The organism is Dyadobacter luticola (assembly GCF_005860805.1).
Lineage (GTDB): Bacteria > Bacteroidota > Bacteroidia > Cytophagales > Spirosomataceae > Dyadobacter > Dyadobacter luticola.
In genome coordinates this window covers 1,337,493-1,355,786 of sequence record NZ_VCEJ01000002.1, presented here as the reverse complement: position 1 = coordinate 1,355,786, position 18,294 = coordinate 1,337,493, and the positions used below count along the sequence as shown (strand labels likewise).

General features: G+C 47.2%; 16 protein-coding genes. 8 read left to right on the top strand and 8 right to left on the bottom strand.

Going from position 1 to position 18,294, the window contains the following annotated elements; translation table 11 throughout:
- Window positions 1-57: 57 nt before the first annotated feature.
- Window positions 58-333, top strand: coding sequence for a hypothetical protein (locus FEN17_RS05720; RefSeq protein ID WP_138364316.1), 276 nt, complete (start codon window positions 58-60; stop codon window positions 331-333).
- On the opposite strand, the gene FEN17_RS05715 is transcribed toward FEN17_RS05720, so the two are convergent.
- From FEN17_RS05715 to FEN17_RS05705, 3 genes are read right to left on the bottom strand one after another with little or no spacing between them, the layout of a single operon-like run.
- Window positions 330-596: a hypothetical protein gene (locus FEN17_RS05715; RefSeq protein WP_138364315.1), complete on the bottom strand. Its 267-nt coding sequence runs from the start codon at window positions 594-596 to the stop codon at window positions 330-332. The two genes, FEN17_RS05720 and FEN17_RS05715, sit on opposite strands and share 4 nt — an antisense overlap.
- 46 nt (window positions 597-642) lie before the next feature.
- On the bottom strand, window positions 643-2,763 hold the full coding sequence (locus FEN17_RS05710) for a metallophosphoesterase (RefSeq protein ID WP_138364314.1): 2,121 nt from the start codon (window positions 2,761-2,763) through the stop codon (window positions 643-645).
- On the bottom strand, window positions 2,760-4,574 hold the full coding sequence (locus FEN17_RS05705) for a cytochrome-c peroxidase (protein WP_229208701.1): 1,815 nt from the start codon (window positions 4,572-4,574) through the stop codon (window positions 2,760-2,762). The genes FEN17_RS05710 and FEN17_RS05705 overlap by 4 nt, the downstream gene beginning before the upstream one ends.
- 193 nt (window positions 4,575-4,767) lie before the next feature.
- Here FEN17_RS05705 and FEN17_RS05700 point away from each other — a divergent pair, with 193 nt between their 5' ends.
- Window positions 4,768-8,832: an FG-GAP-like repeat-containing protein gene (locus tag FEN17_RS05700; protein ID WP_138364313.1), complete on the top strand. Its 4,065-nt coding sequence runs from the start codon at window positions 4,768-4,770 to the stop codon at window positions 8,830-8,832.
- A 36-nt stretch (window positions 8,833-8,868) separates the two neighbouring features.
- On the opposite strand, the gene FEN17_RS05695 is transcribed toward FEN17_RS05700, so the two are convergent.
- From FEN17_RS05695 to FEN17_RS05685, 3 genes are all read right to left on the bottom strand, one after another.
- On the bottom strand, window positions 8,869-9,744 hold the full coding sequence (locus FEN17_RS05695) for a tetratricopeptide repeat protein (RefSeq protein WP_138364312.1): 876 nt from the start codon (window positions 9,742-9,744) through the stop codon (window positions 8,869-8,871).
- Between the two features lie 162 nt (window positions 9,745-9,906).
- Window positions 9,907-10,140 carry a hypothetical protein gene (locus FEN17_RS05690; protein ID WP_138364311.1) on the bottom strand — a complete coding sequence of 78 codons (234 nt, stop codon included), beginning with the start codon at window positions 10,138-10,140 and terminating at the stop codon, window positions 9,907-9,909.
- A 64-nt stretch (window positions 10,141-10,204) separates the two neighbouring features.
- Window positions 10,205-10,849, bottom strand: a complete 645-nt coding sequence (locus FEN17_RS05685) for a pyridoxamine 5'-phosphate oxidase family protein (RefSeq protein WP_138364310.1) — start codon at window positions 10,847-10,849, stop codon at window positions 10,205-10,207.
- Window positions 10,850-10,928: 79 nt separating this feature from the next.
- On the opposite strand from FEN17_RS05685, the gene pdxR reads away from it, so the two are divergent.
- Together pdxR and FEN17_RS05675 are read left to right on the top strand one after the other, a co-directional pair.
- Window positions 10,929-12,395: a MocR-like pyridoxine biosynthesis transcription factor PdxR gene (gene pdxR / locus FEN17_RS05680; RefSeq protein WP_138364309.1), complete on the top strand. Its 1,467-nt coding sequence runs from the start codon at window positions 10,929-10,931 to the stop codon at window positions 12,393-12,395.
- 24 nt (window positions 12,396-12,419) lie between these two features.
- Window positions 12,420-13,634 (top strand): MFS transporter, encoded by a 1,215-nt coding sequence (locus FEN17_RS05675; RefSeq protein WP_138364308.1) that lies wholly within the window; start codon window positions 12,420-12,422, stop codon window positions 13,632-13,634.
- A 3-nt stretch (window positions 13,635-13,637) separates the two neighbouring features.
- Here the strand turns inward: FEN17_RS05675 and FEN17_RS05670 are convergent, their stop codons facing one another.
- Entirely contained in the window at window positions 13,638-14,081 is a 444-nt protein-coding gene (locus FEN17_RS05670; RefSeq protein ID WP_138364307.1) for a helix-turn-helix domain-containing protein, read from the bottom strand.
- A 119-nt stretch (window positions 14,082-14,200) separates the two neighbouring features.
- Between FEN17_RS05670 and FEN17_RS05665 the strand changes: the two genes are divergently transcribed.
- Window positions 14,201-14,479 carry a hypothetical protein gene (locus FEN17_RS05665; protein WP_138364306.1) on the top strand — a complete coding sequence of 93 codons (279 nt, stop codon included), beginning with the start codon at window positions 14,201-14,203 and terminating at the stop codon, window positions 14,477-14,479.
- A gap of 2 nt (window positions 14,480-14,481) precedes the next feature.
- Window positions 14,482-14,622, top strand: a complete 141-nt coding sequence (locus FEN17_RS27220) for a hypothetical protein (RefSeq protein WP_171037845.1) — start codon at window positions 14,482-14,484, stop codon at window positions 14,620-14,622.
- Window positions 14,623-14,699: 77 nt separating this feature from the next.
- Here the strand turns inward: FEN17_RS27220 and FEN17_RS05660 are convergent, their stop codons facing one another.
- The gene (locus FEN17_RS05660) at window positions 14,700-16,730 is read right to left on the bottom strand and encodes a heavy metal translocating P-type ATPase (RefSeq protein WP_138364305.1); all 2,031 of its coding nucleotides are present in this window, start codon (window positions 16,728-16,730) and stop codon (window positions 14,700-14,702) included.
- Between the two features lie 162 nt (window positions 16,731-16,892).
- Between FEN17_RS05660 and FEN17_RS05655 the strand changes: the two genes are divergently transcribed.
- Both FEN17_RS05655 and FEN17_RS05650 read left to right on the top strand, forming a co-directional pair.
- Window positions 16,893-17,840 carry a DMT family transporter gene (locus FEN17_RS05655; RefSeq protein ID WP_138364304.1) on the top strand — a complete coding sequence of 316 codons (948 nt, stop codon included), beginning with the start codon at window positions 16,893-16,895 and terminating at the stop codon, window positions 17,838-17,840.
- Window positions 17,833-18,294, top strand: coding sequence for a DinB family protein (locus FEN17_RS05650; protein ID WP_138364303.1), 462 nt, complete (start codon window positions 17,833-17,835; stop codon window positions 18,292-18,294). Before FEN17_RS05655 ends, FEN17_RS05650 begins: the two co-directional genes overlap by 8 nt.

The window sequence follows — 18,294 nt, the reverse complement described above, 5'->3', positions numbered from 1 at the left end:
TTTAAAGGCTGGTATGATCTTTTGTAATCTTGTTTCAGATCAATTTGATTACCAGCCATGAAAAATATTGAATGTTATTATAAAGATGGATCACTGATTTTTTGCACCACGCAGGAGTATCCTTACAATACCGCCAACAAAATCCTGAATGTGTTCAATTTACTGGGATTAAATTCCACGGTACGGGAAAAGTCGCAGGACCAGTTTAATGTTGTCGGACATTTGCAGGTTAATTATGATCCATTTATCCATCAGGAGAAAAAATGGAAGGACGTGATTTTTCAACTAAAAAGGACAAAAGATTTATTGGAAACCAAAATGAAAAGTTTCTAGCTTTTATTTAAAGCTTCCAATTGATCCAGCAAATCCTGTAATTCTTTTTCTGCCATTTTCAGCGACTTTACTTCCTCGCTATCAATCACATTTTCAGGCGGATCGTCATAATTTTTCGACTCTTCCATCACATCCGGATTCTCCCGGTTTTCCGCCGCAAATTCAAAGGTGTTATCCATATCAGTTCTTTCAAACTCAATTTGCTGGCGTTTAGAAAGAATCTTTTCTTCCAATTCTTTACGCTTCTCGCTGTTTTCGGGCATGTTTTCTAGGTGATTATTTGTTTAAATGTCCAAAAAATTACGCCAATCAATGTACCACGAGCTTCCGGGTAATCATGTGTAAGTCCGAGCGAAACCGGAAAAGGTAAGTGCCTGGCTGCAAAACTTTACGGAAAGGTAATTTCGTACTCTGAGTTATCGATAAGGCCTCCTTAAAAATTTGTTTCCCCGAAATATCATACACTTCCAGCGTGCCATTCACTTTTTCTGAGGCGCTCAACATCAAAGTGATATCGTTACCATTTGCCGGATTTGGCATTAACTGTAAGTTGAAAGCCGGGAAGTCGGTATTAAGTTTAACGACAATCATTTGCGAATACATAAAGCGACCGTCTTCGTCGACTTGTTTGAGCCGGTAATAAAATCGGTCAACCGGAAAGGTAGCTGCCAGACTATCTATAAATGAATAGGTAATGTCTTTCGAAGAATTCCCGACAGCCTGTATGAGCCCAACTTCGGTAAAAGATTTTCCGTCCGCTGCGCGCTCGATCAGATAATGTGCCGCATTTTCTTCAAAATTGGTGATCCAGTGGATTTTGACCTGGTTATTTTCGTTCGCCATCCCATCAAATGAGACCAGGCGAATTGGCAGCGGCGGCGATACGGTTACATGGAATGTATCAGCCAGGCAAGACTTGCCGTCTTTTACAATGTAGTCGGTGGTCACATTCGGCGAAACAGTGATCGATCGCGTGTTGCCGCCTGTACTCCACTGATAACTACCGATATAGGAAGAAGTCAGCGTCGCATTTTTCCCTTCCACAATCGTAATGTTCTTTTTGACATTCACATCCTTTGCCAGTGTAAATTGATCGCGAATGGCGCCGTCTGCACCGATCCACTTGGCATCCAGCCGGTTACCTTCCACTTCCAGCAGCATACTTCCTCCGTGGGTTGCGTCTGAAAATGGCATTCCATCGTGGGGATAGTTGGCCTGCGAGCCGCTGAGCTGCCCCGCCGAACCGGAAACCACATACACCGTCCCCTGATTTTTGGCTGACGTTTTTTCATAAGGGCAGGAATCAGGTGTTCCATCATATTTTCCAGTCGAGTTACTGAGGTTATGCACTGCGGGATCGAAGGAATTTTCGAGTCCATAATGTCCCTGCATTAGCTTCGAGCGTTCATAATCATGACTATGCCCGCAGAGAATCAAATCGACCCCATTTCTTTCGAGAATACGGATAAAATCAGTCCGGATCTTGACCAATTCTGACTCCGTATCAGAATTATGCGAGCCTTTTGTATATGGGGGATGATGCCAGTAAGCCACTACCCAATCCTTATTTTTATTGGCCGCTAAATCCTGTTTGATCCACTTTACCTGCTTGCCCAACGTATCGTAAAGCCGGCTCGCATTATCCTCCCTGCCGTATGAATCCAATGAAAGAAAGTGAATATTGCCATAGTCAAATGAATAGTAAGCCTCTGTATTTGAGGCTACTCCACCAGCCTCACCGCTTTTTGGCATTGTAAAAATATCATAATACGGCATGACGTGCGTATCCTGTCGCGTGGGATTGTCAGCGTAATCATGGTTGCCCGGCGCTGGGTAAACGGGGCTTCTTCTCAGGAAATTATCTTTATAAATGTTAAAGAAATTAGATTGAAACTCTCCGTCATTGCCAAAAGAATAGGCATTGTCTCCCAGCAAAATCCAGGCATTCAAATAATTATTGCCCAGATAATTGATGAGCTGGTCCCGCGTATTGATCTGGTTTACAGAATTATTCCCGCAGTCCCCGAGTACGCCGATCCGATACTTCTGGATGGTGCCAGGTAGTGGCAATGTTTGGAAAAAATTGTCGGGATTACCCTGTAAAACCGTTTGTGAGGTTCCGATGGAATAAAAATATTTGGTATTTGCGGTCAGCCCCGTCACCTTTACTTCATGTTCGGTTACCGAATTTGCATCGTCGACAATCTGGGTAAGCCCCCCAACTGAGCTTCCTAATTTCACGCGACTGTCGCAAGCTTCGTCCGTGCGCCATCGGATCACAATGCTCGTCGGAGTGGCAGCCTGCAGATACGGCCCGCGGATGACAGAAGGTACTGCGTAACCTGGCAGGTAACAGACAATCAGCATTAGAAGGCTGATTGCCAGTTTCTTGTGCGTGTAGCAATGGATGGAGTGTAAAGTGATTCTCATAAGTGATCGGTTAAAGTGTGTAAAAAAGCGATTATATCCTGTTTTTCCTGGTCGGTCAGATTGAGTCGCGCGGATGAAAGCGTTTGGTTTGGAAAATCCAGGCCCAACCCTGCACCTCCGCCGCGATCGTAGAAATCAATGACGGCTTCCAATGTTTTGAAACCACCATTGTGCATATACGGCGCCGTCACGGCTGCGTTTCTGACCGTCGGCGTTTTGAAGGCATTTTTATAAAATTGAATCTGAAAGAATGAAAACCGGCCATCGTCACCATCTATCGAAGCGGCGTCCAGCTGGTCATTGGCAGGCGTGCCGAGGATTTCAAATTCCGTCAGTTTGTAGGCGGGCGGAATCAAACCATTGAAAAGTGGCGCAAAATGGCAGGTTCCACATTGACCTTTGCCCATGAACACATTGAAACCGTGAATTTCATTTTCAGTAAGCGCTTTCGCATCACCATTCATATAATGATCAAACCGGGAGTTGAACGGACTTAATGTGCCAACATAAGCAGCAACTGCCTGATAGACTTGCTTTTCACGGATTTTTTCACCGGGTTTTTGATGAAAAGCTTTATGGAATGTATTAAGATAGCTTTTATCCGCACTCAACTTTTTCATGATCATTGCCATATTTCCATGCATCTCAGCAGGATCTTTAATTACCGTCTCAATCTGCTTTTCCAGCGTTTTACTCCGCCCGTCCCAAAATTGATTGTGCTGAAAACCGGCATAAAGTAGGGAGGGTGCATTTCGCTTTACGAAGGTATTAGATTGAAAACCAATGCTTTTGGGCAAACCATCAGAAAAATGTAGCGCGGGGTTGTGGCATGTTGCACAGCTTCGGCCGTTATCACCCGACAATCTTTTGTCAAAAAATAGCTTTTTACCCAAAGCGATTTCAGCGGGCGACGGATTTTTTTTACTTGAAGAAAAGAATTTTTTATCAAAAGCATCCGGAGAAAAAATGTGTTTTGCCTGGTAATTGAGCGCACCGTGTGTATTGATTTCGAGTTTCAAATCCCGGGTCAGCTTTCCAAAATGTGTTTGCAGCGGCAAAGCGTAGCGGGTAAGAAAATGCATCCGATCAAAAGAATCAAATTCTTTATAATCATTCAGGTATTGAATGGAATGATTCAGATAAAAATCAACGCTGTCTGTAAGGTTTTTTTGTTTAAAAGAATTCGAAAGAACATCCCTGATGATTTCCAGCGATACCTTCGCTTCCATCACGCCAGTTTTTAAGGAAGGTGCATCGTAGCCAGTAATACCTAAAGAAATAACTCTGATCAACTGCAAACGCATGCTTTCCAAAACTTGCTGATCTGTCCCCGGAAATTGATACAAAAGCGCGTTTAGGTTTTCAGCGGAAATACTTAGTAGCCGGATTTGGTCCGAAATTTCCTGTTTATGTGTCGCAGGCAGCGAATCAAACAACATTGCCTCAATATATTGAAGGCCAGCAGGCGCCTGATACTCCATAAAAGGCTCCTCTACTTCATGTTTCGGTGCGCGGTTATAAATCCGCGACGGACCCGAAAAAAAATACTCCATCAAATACTCAATCCGCTTGTAAGCCAGGCGGCTCTTGGCCAGCGCGTCTTTCGCCGCCGCAACCGAATTCGAATCATGATCAGTGATTTGCTCAGCATCAACTTTAAGTCGTTCAATACTCAGCGCAAGCATTCCAGCATCTCCCTTGAAATGTCGGACACTCTCTGAAACCACCGTCGGCGATTTCCGAATCCCTGCCCCGCCAAACAGACAAGCCAACAGCAACCCGACCAATAAAATCCGTAAAAGTTTGACCATCAATGCGCTTTCATGGGTAATGAAATGATTCGAAAGATAGGGCAAATTAGTAACAGCTCATTCGCCGCAGGATCACTCATTTCCGCCGATGGTTAAACGCTTCCCGTGAGGACGAATGTAATGTGCAACATTTGATAAGAGGCCTCCGGGGCTTTCAGTTGTCAAATTTTTTAAAACAAAAAATCCCTATCAAATGAAACACACGTACAAATCCGGATCATTGCTTTTGCTGGCGATGGTCATTGTTGGGCTGCTGTATCAGTTTGCAGATCACCCCTGGAAAACTCAAAATAAGCCGGGAAAACTTGAATCCGACTCCGGGAAGCCTGACATTCCGCAGAATACGGTGTCCCAATTGCAGGAGGGATTGGAGAAGCGGGAGTACCACATTTCCTTTGATGAACAGAAACAATCGCTGCAAAGCCCCAACCGCAAGCAGAATTTGCGCGCTTATTATAAGCCGGGAAAATTGTCAATTCATAACCGGGTCGATTCCTCGGGTCAGAACTTTCAGCTGCACCTGACCACCGCAGGCGTTTATGCAAACGGTCAGAAATTATATGCGCCGGAGCAAACTGCGGAAGTGAGCAATCACGAAAACCAGTTGGACATTCATTCACGCGGATTTACGGAGCAATATATCAATTCGAAATACGGCGTCAGGCAAAACTTCATCATCGACAAAGCACCCGACGTTACTGAATCCCTGGAAGTCAGGCTTGCCGCCGATGGCCTCAAAGTCCGTGATCAGCAGGATAATGAACTGTATTTTTATTCAGAAAACAAAGATGGAAAGAAAATTACACGCCTGATTTATAATGATTTAAAATGCTGGGACAGTCATGGCAAAGCGCTGGATGCAACTTTGGCATACCAGAATGAGCGGATCGTGATTAAGGTGGATGTAGCCAGCGCGATGTTCCCAGTAACGATCGATCCGATTATTACCAATGGTAACCCGGGAAATGCCAACACGACGCTGGAAAGTAACCAGGCCGGTGCCAATGCCGGTCGCTCGGTATCCAGCGCGGGCGACGTAAATGGCGATGGTTACAGCGATGTGATCATCGGTGCGCCGCTTTATGACAAAGGCGAAACCAACGAAGGCGCCGTGTTTGTGCATTATGGTTCGGCCAACGGGATATCTGTCAACCCGGCAATGATTTTGGAGGGCAACCAAGCCGAAGCGCAGTTCGGCGGCAAGGCTGCGTTGGCGGGTGATGTGAACAAGGATGGTTACGGCGACATCATTGTCGGCGCATCTTATTATGATAAAGGGCAAGCCAACGAAGGGGCGGCCTTTATTTATCATGGTTCTGCCAATGGTCTTTCGGCGAATCCGGCAATGGTTTTGGAAAGCAACCAGGCAGAAGCGCGTTTTGGTATTTCAGTTAATTTAGCCGGGGATGTGAACGCGGACGGATTTAGCGATGTGGTGGTCAGCGCCGTCCTGTACGACAAGGGACAAACCAACGAAGGCGCTGCATTTGTGTATCATGGTTCGGCAACCGGAATAAATCCAAATGCCGCGACAACATTGGAAAGCAACCAGGCGGAGGCACGTATGGGCTATACAGCGAGCAGCGCTGGCGATGTGAATGGTGATGGTTACAGTGATATTATTGTGGGCGTTTATCTTTACGACAAAGGGGAAGTAGATGAAGGCACAGCGCTTATTTACCATGGCTCTGCGCTCGGCGTGAGCCCTAATGTGGCTACCATACTTGAAAGCAACCAGGCAACCAGCTATTTTGGTGCATTTGTTTCTTTTGCCGGGGATGTCAATGGGGATGGTTATGGTGATGTTGTAGTGGGAGCTTACCTATATGACAATGAGCAGACCAATGAAGGCGCTGCATTTGTGTACCTGGGTTCGGCAGCGGGCCTTAATGTCAACAGCAAGAAGCAGTTGGAAATTAACCAGTCCAATGCGCAGTTTGGGTACTCTGTTAACTCGGCCGGCGATGTAAATGGTGACGGTTATGCCGATATCATTATTGGGGCCAACTTGTATGACAAAGGCGAAACCGACGAGGGCGGCGCATTTATATTTCAAGGATCCGCAAACGGGATTTCCGCTAATGCCGCCTCGACTTTGGAAAGTAACCAAACCAATGCACAAATGGGCTGGGCGGTAGCAAGTGCGGGTGATGTAAATGGGGATGGGTATAGTGACGTGGTTGTTGGGGCGCATTTATATGATAAGGGGCAGGCGGATGAAGGGGCGGCGTTTGTTTGGATGGGAGGGGTGACTAGTTCCCCCAATTTAGTTATCAATATTTTTGAATCGCATCAAAAGGGAGCAAGAATGGGGAGTTCAGTAGCCATCGCAGGTGACATAAATGGGGATGGCTATTCGGATCTTATAGCTGGCGCGTATAATTATGACAACGGTCAAATAAATGAAGGAGCGGTTTTTATCGTTTACGGGTCTAGTTTGGGTCCAAACTTTTCATTAGTAACAGTGCTCGATATTGATCAGAGTGATTCAAGTTTTGGCGTCTCTGTTTCATCGGCAGGAGATGTAAATGGCGATGGGTATGGAGATATCATTGTTGGAGCGCCTAGGTTTTCGAATTCCGAGACTGGCGAAGGAGCTGCATTTATTTACTATGGCTCATCTTCAGGAATTAACTCAAATAGCTACACTAAGATTGAGGGTGATCAAGTAGGTGCTTCCGCAGGATATTCGGTATCTAACGCTGGAGATATCAACTCTGATGGTTATGGCGATGTGTTGGTAGGTGTTACAAATTACACCAACGGTCAAATAAATGAAGGCGGGGTTATTATTGTCTATGGTTCCTCAGCTGGGGCAGATCTCGGCAGTATAGAAATTCTTGAGGCCAACCAAACTAATGCTTTAATGGGTACTGCTGTTTCAAGTGGTGGTGATGTCAACGGTGACGGTTATAATGATATTCTTATTGTCTCAGACTACTATTCTGCCAATGATATTGGAGCAGTGCTTTTATATTATGGGTCTGCTCTTGGAATTAAAAAAGAGCCAACGCTGATAGAGCAGTCTAGTGGCCAGTTTACTGACGGTATTTCTTCCGCAGGAGATGTAAATGGTGATGGGTTTGACGACATTGTAGTTGGGCTTCCTTTTAATTTGGACGATATGGGCAATTTATCAACTGCTAAAATCAAACTTTATTATGGTTCGGCACTAGGAGTTGACTTGGGAGCACCTACGATTTTATCTACTGATCAAGCCTATAATCAAATGGGGTATTCAGTGTCCCATGCTGGGGACTTGAATAGTGATGGTTATGCCGACATAGTGGTTGGTGCCTATGCCGACGACGCAGTTCCTCAGTCTAATCCAGTAAATTCGCAAACAGATGAGGGAGCATTTTATATTTATTACGGTTCTACGCTTGGCTTGAATTACCAAAATGTTTTTAAGGTACAAGGAAAAATGGCAGGTGCTTTTCTTGGTAGTGATGTTTCTGGTGGTGGGGATGTTGATGGAGATGGGTATAGTGATCTAATAATTGGCGCGTCTGGATATAGCAACGGACAATATGCTGAGGGAGCAGCATACATCTACTACGGCAATAAGAACGGTATTTTACAGAACAACCTCCGCCTCTACAACTCCGACCTAGCAACTCCGATCAACCACAACCAATTCCCCCCAAACAACTTCGGAGCAGGCCTCTTTACAAAATCATTCCTAGGCGGAAATAAAGGCAAGCTTGTATGGGAAACGAAGCCAAAAGGCCAGGGATTCTCAAAAGGGGCAGACAATGTGATTACGCATAGTACGCAATCATCAGGTTCGCAGAATGTTTATGCGAGTTTGGGTTTGAGCGGGGCGGAGTTGAAGAATGTGATCGCCAAGCAGGGAGCGGCTACCAAGGTGCGGGCGCGGGTCAAATATGATCCTGTTTTGGCGCTGACGGGGCAGACGTATGGACCTTGGCGTTACTTGCCGTCGTACCTTTCTGGCGGAGGTGTTGGGCCGGTTCCAGAGGAGAAAACTGCCGAGACGGTGAGAGTGAAAACTTTGAAAAATGATCCGGTTATGATTTATCCGAATCCGGTTTCTGATAGGTTGACGGTAAGATCGAGTGAATCGTCGCCGGTTGCAAATTTGCAGCTTTTCTCTGCGCTGGGTAGAGAAGTGCGGAGCTCACAGGCGGGGGAAACGGAAATGAGTGTGACCGACCTCGTTGGGGGGACTTACATTCTGGTTGTCTCGCATATGGATGGTACACAGAGTTCGCACAAAATTTTGATTAAGAAATAGTATTTGGAAGTAGAAGGTCTTCATAATCAAGACCTTCTACTTCATACTAAACGCCCGCTTCAAAAACCCGCCCAGGAAACTGGCCGCGAAAGTTAGGATAATTGAGCCGTACAGGCTGAAACTTTCCAATTCTTTCTGCGCGCTGCTTTCCGGGGCTTTGGTGAAGAGGAGATAGGCGGATAGCACCAGTAAACTTTGCATGATTGCCAGCAGCCAGCCTTTTCTGGGTTCGGCGAAGCCGATGGAGATGGCGGAAAAGACAGCAACGAGATAGGGTAGGTGTACACTTTCGGCGTTTTTGATGGCGGAAACCACCACCGCGCTGGTGAATAAGACCAATGTCATGCTGGCGATGAGGCGGCGGTCTAAGAATGGAGCTTTAACCTCGACTTTCGGAAGACCGCCGTTTTTTGCTTGCTCCGCTGCGATCTGCTTTTCCGTCGCGAAATCTTCCCAGGCCTCTTCGTCCTGATGCAGTTTCAGGTAGGTTTGTCCACGCCAGCGGAATGCTTCGGGGTGGCGGTTTTCGCCGAGTGTAACTGCTTTGTTGAGCGCGGTCAGGGCTAAGGAAAAGTTGTCGTTTTCAAACAGTAACCTGCCGAGTTCAAGTTGGATCTTGAAGAATGTATCGTCCAGACTTACAGCCATTTGAATGTCCTGCAAGGCATCCTGACTATTACCCAGCGCCTCCTTGCAAAGTCCACGATACAGGTAAGCAATGCTGGACTTCGGCTTGTCCTGGATGCGTTTGTCGAAATAGCGGTAGGCTTCGTCCAGCTTTTGATTTTGAAACATTAAAATCCCTTCTGCCAGCGCAGCTTCTTCTTTTTCCGCTTTTGTACGCAGATCAGCATAGTTTCTCAGGTAGTAGATGTAGCCGAAGAAAGCCAGGACAGTCAATAATTCCAGCATTGATTTTTAGGAGAAATCCCCTCTTTTAGTTCTCACTATCAAAGGAAACAGGTCTTTTTTAAAAGGAAAAATTATCGGTCACCGGCTTTCGGGTATGGCAAAAAAAAATTGAGGCCGCCTCTTTCGGAGCAGCCTCGATTTTTTAACATTGCCTGTATGAGATTAAACTAAAAATGCCATATCGGGATCATTCCGGCTGTCATGGGTACGGGTGGAATAACCCAGCGCGATGCGTTTTCCGGTAGTTTCGGCGGTTTCGAGCAACTGAAAAACTTTTTCTTCTCCTTCCAGCTGCAACGCCTGGTATAAAACATTTCCGTAATTAAATTCCTGTGAACCCAGGCCTTTTACGAGAGCGGCCAATTGATAGCGGTCAAAAAGTTCCTTTCCTGTCATGGGGCGCAATGTTTGAAATAAATCTGGCATCTCTGATTTTGACCGAAAGATGCCTTATTAAGTGTCAAGGTTGCACGTTATACTGTAAATGTTTGGGCAAAGGAATATTTTCGCTCGTCTCATCCGCGATCGGCGCCAATCTTTTGGGTGGAATAGGGATGATGCCCGACCAAATTGGCAGTTCCAGATCCTCCGGCTCGTCCTTCGGCATGCCGGACCTTGTTTTGGCAACGGATTCATCGAAAGAGAATGCCAGCGCCGTCGTTTTTTTTACCTCACTATCCGTCATCGGGCGCAGGTAGTCCCAACTATCCGGTACAATTTTGTTCGTAAGCCACTCAAAGGCAGCTCTTTTCGTTTCAAAATCCTCGATTTTCTCTGCTTTTGAAAAAATCGTAACCGACCGGTAATTGACTGAATGACTGAATGCCGATTTGGCTACCACGAGCGAATCCGCCAGCATAACAGAGATACAAACCGGGATACCTTTTTCGATTTCTCTTAAAAAGTGGCTGCCGACCGAGCCGTGAATGTATATTTTGTCATCGTAGCGGACGAATGCAGTGGGAATAGAAAATGGCTGACCGTCAACGGAATAGCTGATTGTGCAAAAAAGCGCTTCGTCCAAGATGGAACATACGATATCATAATCTTGCGTAGCGCGTTTTGCGAGGCGGCTGGGTGTGAGGTGGGGAGGTGTTTGCTGCATGGCTTTTTGTTTTTTACAAAATTATGTGGAAATTGGACGAGTCAAATGATCCAATATTTTAAATATAAATAGTCCATTCATGCAGGTGCTGTCTACTTTGCTGGCCGTCGAAAAGTCTGATAAGCTGCCGGTTTATTTGCAGATCGCCAATCAACTGACGTCGCTGATCAAGGCGGGGACGCTTGCGCCGGGGTTCCGGCTGCTGAGTACCCGTCAGCTTGCGGCGGCATTGAATGTGCACCGGCGCACTGTGGTGCAGGCTTACGATGAGTTGCTCGCGCAGGGTTGGCTGGAAAGTCATACCGGAAATGGAACATTCGTGGCGAATCATTTGCCGGAAGTCGGGCCGGTGCCGATGGTGCCGAGCGGGCAAGCTTCGGATCAGACATTGAAAAAGGCTGGTTTTCAATTTGAAAGATTGGTACATCTGAATCGGCCGGTTCTGAAATCGGGTACGCGGCTGCATTTGGACGATGGCTTTCCCGACCCGCGCCTCGCGCCGCTGGAAGAACTTTCGCGGGCTTACCGCAGCCAGTTATTACATGGTAACCCCTATATGCGGCTCGGCTACGGCGATACCAAAGGGGCAAGCTGGCTGAGACAGGAGTTGGCGATTCATTTAAATGAGACACGCGGACTGAAAATATCGGCTGATAACATTCTGATCGTCAGGGGTGTGATTATGGGAATGCATCTGGCCAGCACGGCTTTGCTGCGGCCCGGAGATAGGGTTGCGGTGGATTCGCCTGGTTGGTTTGGGGCAAATATGAATTTTGTGCAGGCTGGGGCGGAGGTAATCAACCTGCCGGTGGATGAGCACGGATTGATCATCGATGAATTGGAAAAATTGTGTGAGAAAGAGCCGATCCGGATGCTGTATGTCACTTCTCACCACCATTATCCTACGACTGTCGCGCTGCGTGCGGATCGGCGGATCAGGCTTTTGAAACTGTCGGAAAAATATGGTTTCGTGATTTTTGAAGATGATTATGACTACGATTTTCATTACCTGAGCAAGCCGCTGCTGCCGCTCGCCGGCGCTGACCAGGCGGGTATGGTGCTGTATTGCGGATCATTTACCAAAACCATTTCACCCGCTTTCCGGATCGGTTACCTGATCGGTCCGGAAGATTTTATTTCACAGCTCGCGCTGCTTCGCCGCATTATCGACCGACAGGGCGATCAAATGCTGGAAAATGCGATGGCAGAACTGTTGCAAACCGGTGTGATACAGAGACATTTGCGAAAATCGGTACGCGTTTACAAACAGCGGCGGGACTTTTTTTGTGATTTATTAAAAACAAAACTCGAAGGAAAAGTCAACTTTCACATTCCAGACGGCGGAATGTCGGTCTGGACGAAATTTGACGACCATATCGATCTTAAAAAACTGGCAGCCAACGCCTTAAAGCACGATTTATATATGGCCGACGGCTCGTTGACCCAGCTTGCAGACGGTTCCCGGAATTCTGTCAGGCTCGGGTTTGCGTCTTCTACCCTCGAAGAACTGGAAGAAAGTGTGAACATTATCAAGGATTTGTTGTGAGCTTTGCGGCCCGGAAATAGCATTATGTTTAAGAAAATAATTGAAAGTTACCGTGTATCATTCACTGGCCTGAGCCGGGAAACCTGGTTGCTGAGCCTCGTCATCCTCATCAACCGTTGTGGTTATATGGCGGTGCCATTTATGAGCATGTACATTACCCAAAACCTGCACCGCAGCATCACAGACGCCGGTTTGATCATTACATTGTTCGGGGTAGGCTCGGTGCTGGGCGCGATGGCAGGTGGTTATTTTACCGATAAATTCGGCTTCCGGCCGGTGCAGATTTTCAGCCTCATTTTCAGCGGGGTATTTTTCGTATTGTTCGGGCTGGTCGAAGACTTTGCAGCGCTTTGTGCGCTCGTGGTTATTCTCGCATTTTTTGTGGAAGCTTTCAAACCTGCCAACAGCACGGCGATTGCGTCCTACTCCACGCCGGCGAACCTGACCCGTTCGTATGCACTTAACCGGTTGGCCATGAACGTAGGTTTTGGATTCGGGACATCCGTGGGCGGTATCCTGGCGGCGATCGATTACCATCTGCTTTTCTGGGTCGACGGTATGGTCTATATGTCGGCGGGCGTGCTGATTGCTTTCCTGCTTTCCAAAGGTCGGGAGATCCGCAAAGGTGCTTTGAAGATCGAGGAAGAAATGCCGGGAAAGTCGCCCTGGAAGGACGTTTTTTATGTAAAGTTCCTCGCGATGGTGACCATTTATATGGTTTGCTTTGTACTGCTTTTTAGGCTGGCGCCGGTTTATTGGAAAGAGGAAATGCACATTGGCGAGTCCACGATCGGCATTTTGCTGGGCAGCAACGGGCTGGTGATCGCGATATTTGAAATGGTTTTGATCCAAAAACTGGGAAACCGGCACCCTGATGCATTTTACATTACGGCCGGGACGGTTTTCTGCGGACTGGCTTTTACAGCATTGATCCTGCCGTTTCTTTTCCCGATCATCCTGGCAGCCGCGGCAGTACTGCTTTTCACCACAGGCGAAATGCTGGCGATTCCGTATATCAGCACCTTTGTGATCAACCGCGCGACGGAACTGAACCGCGGCAAATATTCCGCGGCCTATTCCGTCTCACAATCAGCGGCGTCCATCATCGGGCCGACCCTTGGAAGTTTCGTGGCCGGCCGATGGGGATATGACGTACTTTGGTTTATTTTGGTGGTACTGAGCTTCGCCTGTGCAGCGGGTTTCAGTATGTTATTCAGGAAGAAAATGAGTCTTGGCTAATTGTCAGGCCTGATTTTCCTCATCCTTGTTTTTCTTGGGAGCGCCAATTTCTTTGCGTGATGACTGCGTTTTTGCATCAGGGATTTCTTCAAATGTGGCGTCTTCCACATTTGAAAGTGCCTCTTTAAGCTGCTCTTCGAGAGATTTGATCCGCTCTTGCTCTTTCTCTAATACCTTTCTTTGCAGATCTATCAGGTCGTCTTTTTTAACCATGATATACTGCTCCCGCGGCTCCTCGAACATCGGCGCTTCTCCTACGAGCTGCGCCACGGTTGCATCAAGCACTTCCGCCAATTTTCTGACTTCTGCCAGCGAAGGTTCGCTTCTTCCAGTTTCCCAGTGTGAGATAGATTGTTTACCGGGTCTGTCAATTCTCCTCGCCAGTTCGTCTTGGCTCAGTCCTTTCAATTCACGGTATTTCTTAATTCTTTGGCCGGTTATCGACATTGCTTTAAATTAAGTATATAAAATTTTAGACTTTGTAATGAAAATATTATACCTTTGTATACGCTAATTTCGTAATACGCAAATTACAAAAAAGCCGCACACTTATAGCATTTTCATATATGAGACGAGTAGAGTCCCCAGTATCAGTAAAAGCCGGTCCATCCATCAAAGAGCGTCTGCTCATCCGGTTTATCAAATCAAGAGCGATTGTTGGGAAAAATTGGCGCGGCGTGCTGGCAGCACGTGACCCGTTTTTCAACACCAAACTTGGAAGTGATTATCTCACTTCGGTAGCGCAGGCGGTTTCAGACCGAAGCCGCGGGAATGTCGACAGAATCGAGCGCGTCACCATCGCGCTCGAAAAAGCAGCAGGTATCAAATCCACACCCATCGTCTAGCCATGAGCGGTATGGTCCCACTGGAACTATTTCTCTCGGGAGAGGGAGTAGTGAGGCTGATTACAGCCTATGGAAACATGTTTTTTCTTTTTGTGGTGCTTTTTCTGATCTGTATCGTGATCAGGCTCCGGCACCACAACTAGTGTGAAAAAGAAGTGAAAGTGCCCGGCCATGTTCGATTTGGCCGGGCAGCTTTTGTTTTTTTACTAAAAGGCAAATGCTAGATTTTCTTGCCCTGAATGCGGAATGCATTGAGGATAGCGAGCATGGCCACGCCGACGTCGGCAAAGACGGCTTCCCACAATGTTGCGACGCCGCCAGCGCCCAGCGCCATCACCGCCAGCTTTACCGCCATGGCAAGTGAAATGTTTTGGTAAACTACACTACGGGTGATTTTTCCGGCACGGATCGCCGATACGATCTTGCTCGGCTGGTCATTCTGGATTACAACGTCGGCGGTTTCGATGGAAGCGTCGGAACCCATCGCGCCCATCGCAATACCCGCGTCCGCCAGGGCAATTACCGGCGCATCATTTACGCCGTCGCCAACAAATGCGATCCGCTTGCCTTCGTCTTTTAGTTTTTGGACAACATTCACTTTGTCTTCCGGCAGCAGGTTTCCAAAACTTTGACTGATACCCAGCTGCTTGGCTACATGCGTGGCAACTTCTGTTTTATCTCCCGACAGCATGATTGTTTCAATGCCCAGCTTTTTCAACTCGGAAACCATTTCGGCAGAATCTTCTTTCACTTCGTCGGCGATCGTCAGGTAACCCGCATATTTTCCATCGATGGCAAGTACCACAATCGTCTCGGGAATGTTGGAAAGTGTTTCCGGGAATTGAATTTTGAATTTTTGCAGCAATTTCAGGTTTCCTGCCAAAACCGTTTTTCCGTCCAGCTGGCCTTTTAATCCATGACCTGAAATCTCTTCCACATCACTGGGTTTGCTCAATGTGATATTCCCGGCATGTGCCACCACCGCTTTGGCCACCGGGTGCGTGGAGTAACTTTCGAGTGAGGCTGCGATCCTGACAAATTCATTTTGATCCAGCGCGGTTTCAATTTTCTGGACTTTAAAAACGCCTTTGGTCAATGTGCCGGTTTTGTCAGAAACAAGCGTATCGATCCTGGTCATTACATCCAGAAAGTTGGATCCTTTGATCAGTATCCCGTTTCTGGAAGCCAGCCCGATTCCCCCGAAATAGCCGAGCGGGATAGAGATCGTGAGTGCACAAGGGCAGGCGATGACGAGGAAAACCATTCCGCGGTAGAGCCAGTCATTGAAATTATAATTCGCAACAAAAAAGTAAGGGACCAGAATAATGATGACCGCCAGGAAGAAAACGATCGGTGTATAAATTTTTGCCAGGCGACTGATCATCAGCTGTGTAGGTGCCTTGCGGGCCGTAGCCTCCTGCACCATTTCCAGGATCCGCGACAATTTCGAATCCTTGAACAACGATTTCACTTTCACCTCTACGGTTTTCTCGGTATTGATCATCCCGGCCAGCACGGCCTCATTTTCCCGGATCACATCCGGTCTGGACTCGCCGGTCAGTGCGGCGGTGTTGAATGTGCCTGTCGGCGAGACCAGTGTGCCATCGAGCGCTACTTTTTCACCGGCTTTTACCAGAATGATTTCTTCGATTTTAACAGAATTAGGGGTTACCTGCACATTTTTTCCATCGCGGATCACCGTCACGCTATCCGGCCGCACGTCCAGCAAAGCTTTAATCGAGCGTTTCGAGCGGCTCACTGCCAGGTCCTGAAACAATTCACCGATTTCGTAAAACAACATGACGGCCACACCTTCACTAAACTCGCCAATGAAAAATGCACCGAATGTGGCGATGGTCATCAAGGTGAATTCATTGAAAAAATCGCCCCGGCGAACACGTCTGAATGCAGTAGCAATGGTTTTATTTCCTGCCAAAACATAGGCCACCGCCATGAGAATAAATTCGGCAGTACGGTTCACTTCTATTTTTAAAATATACCTGATAACCAGAAATACAGTGAGAATGCCAAGACTTAACCAAAGCATCCAGCGACTTTTCAGAATGCTCTCGTCGCCTGCATCATCATGATCATGATCGTGGTCATGGTCGTGATCATGTCCATCGTCGTCACTGTGCTCGTGATCGTGCTTGTGTGTTTGATGATTTGCAGCTCCCACAGTTTTCGGCGAATCGTGCGAGCAGCAATCGTCGGTATCGTGAGGCGGGTTATGTTTGGTTTCAATTTTCATATTCAAAATCATCTCAATGCTTTTGCAAAGGTAGCCCCGAAAGCCGTGCAACAGGGTTTCAAGTCTTGAAATCAATTGTTTGCACGATTGAATGACAGGGAATTTCCAAATCTGTTTTATTACATTTAGAACGACGAATTCGTCGGGTACTAATTTGAAATCATGAATGCTATTACAAAAGCCTACATCGCATTGGGGCTGGTTTGTTTTTTCTGGGGGACAACTTTCATCGCGGCGCGCATCGGCGTTTCGGGCTACCCGGCATTCTTTTTCATGGGCTGTCGCAATTTTACCGCCGGACTAGTTTTGCTGACGATCATCAGTGTCAAAAAAAAGACGTTTCCCAGCATCTTCACCGACATACGCTGGCCGGATGTCCGCGCGCAGATCATTCCCGGCTTGCTCATGATTTGTTTGGGTACCGGCGTCGTAGGCTGGTCGGTACAGTTCATTCCCAGCGGCTTAGCCGCTTTAATCTACTGCTCCGTCCCGATTTTGACCATCGCGATCAACACGACTTTTTTAAAAGGTGAAAGAATAAATTCCCGCATTGCAATCGGAATGCTGCTTGGTGTCGCCGGTATTTTTCTGATTTTTAGGGGGAATCTTAATTATATCCAGGATCCCCAATCCTTAAAAGGCGTGATCATCGCCCTGGCTTCCTGCTTTTTCTGGTGCTTCGGCGGTTTGTATACCAAGATATATGTCCCCAAAACCGACTCTTTTTTCAACGCCGCGATCCAGATGATGGCGGGCGGACTTGGACTTTTTGTTTTGAGTCTGATCAGCGAAGATTGGGCGCATTTGCCGGTGATAGGTACCAAATCGCTGCTGGCGCTGCTGTACCTGATATTTTTCGGCTCGATCCTGGCTTTCGGTTCTTTTGTCTATGCCATGGACCGGCTGCCGGCCGGACTCGTTTCGATTTACGCTTACATTAATCCGCTGGTCGCATTAACCCTCGGGTTTTTAATTTTGGACGAAAAAATCAGCTGGATGACTTTGCTCGCATTTGGCGTGACCGTCAGCGGCGTGTTTCTGGTAAATATGGGTTACCGCCTGGAAAAAAGGAAGTTAGAAGAAGCAACCATATCTGTTAATCATGATTAAAGAAGCATGCATTACGCTCTATGTGAGGGATTTGAAAAAACTCAGGGGAGAAATTGAGCAGTATCCGACGGAAGAATCACTCTGGGTTCCTTTGCCCGGGACCATCAACTCCGGCGGTAATCTTTGCCAGCATCTGATCGGAAATCTGCGGACTTACATTGCGCTCACATTGGGTTCAGTGCCGTACGTACGTGACCGGGATGCCGAGTTTACCAGGCGGTATTTTACCAAAGATCAATTGCTGGACGAAGTGGATCTGCTCATTCGCTACATTCCCGAAACCATTGAAAAACTGGACGAAGCGCAAATGCGTGCTGAATTTCCGCGCGACGTGCTGAATATGTTTCCGGAGCAAAATGTAGGGTTGGTCCTGCAACATTTGCTGACACATTTGTCCTATCATACCGGGCAAATCAATTATCACAGAAGATGGATTTCCACATTTAAAGCCTGA